This window comes from Azospirillum sp. NS33, assembly GCF_059703765.1.
The window spans coordinates 1-1111 of sequence record NZ_BAAKJB010000077.1 but is presented as its reverse complement, the minus strand read 5'-3'; the positions used below and the strand labels follow the sequence as shown (position 1 = coordinate 1111).

Sequence of the window (1111 nt, the reverse complement as noted above, 5' to 3'; positions counted from 1 at the left end):
CCATCTTCTTCCAGTAGCCGAGGCCGAGGCTGTCGGCCGCCTCGTACTGGCCCTTGGGGATGGCCTGCAGGCCGCCGCGGATGGCCTCGGCCATGTAGGCGGCGGCGAACAGGATGAAGGCGATCTGGGCGCGCAGCAGCTTGTCGATGGTCACGCCGGTCGGCAGGAACAGCGGGAACATGACCGAGGCCATGAACAGCAGGCTGATCAGCGGGACGCCGCGGATCAGCTCGATGTAGGCGACGCACACCGCCTTCACCGCCGGCAGGTCGGAGCGCCGGCCCAGCGCCAGCAGCACCGACACCGGGAAGGCCACCGCCAGGCCGACGACCGACAGGATCAGGGTCAGCGGCAAGCCGCCCCACAGGGCGTTCTCCACATAGGTCAGGCCCAGCACGCCGCCCCACATCAGGACGCCGACCACGGCCAGCCCGGCCAGCCACACCAGCCCGAACCACGGCGCCCAGCACCGGCGGTCGCAGCTGGCGCCCAAGAGGGCGATGAAGATGGCGACCGTGACGAGCGGGCGCCACTGCTCGTCGAACGGGAAGGTGCCGAACAGGATGAAGCGCAGCTTCTCCCGCACGAAGCCCCAGCACGCGCCGCTCGCCTCGCGGCACAGCTCCGACGTCGCGCCGAAGCCGGCGGCGTCGATCACCGCCCATTCCAGCAGCGGCGGGATCACCTGGGCGATCGCCCACAGCACGAGGACGGTCAGCAGCGCGTTGTACCAGGTGTTGAACAGGTTGGCGCGCAGCCAGGCCAGCGGGCCGGTGGTGGCGACCGGCGGTCGGCCGGCCGGCATCGCCGCGCCCTCGACGTCGCCCGCCATGTCAGCGCTCCACCAGCGCGATGCGCGTGTTGTACCAGTTCATGAAGACCGAGATGGCCAGGCTGATGGTCAGGTAGGTTCCCATGATCAGCGCCACGCCCTCGATCGCCTGGCCGGTCTGGTTCAAGGTGGTGTTGGCGATCGACACCAGGTCGGGGTAGCCGATGGCCAGCGCCAGCGAGCTGTTCTTGGTCAGGTTCAGGTACTGGCTGGTCAGCGGCGGCACGATCACCCGCAGCGCCTGGGGCAGCACCACCAGGCGCAGCACCTGGCCGCCGG

The 1111-nt window shown here is 69.9% G+C and carries 1 protein-coding gene and 1 pseudogene; both read right to left on the bottom strand.

Annotated features, from left to right (window positions below; genetic code table 11):
* Nucleotides 1-832: amino acid ABC transporter permease (locus tag AC6H2I_RS30400; RefSeq protein WP_497504531.1), on the bottom strand; the 832-nt coding region annotated here is incomplete at its 3' end.
* Nucleotide 833: 1 nt separating this feature from the next.
* Nucleotides 834-1111 (bottom strand): annotated as a pseudogene (locus AC6H2I_RS30395) (amino acid ABC transporter permease); the annotation flags it as partial.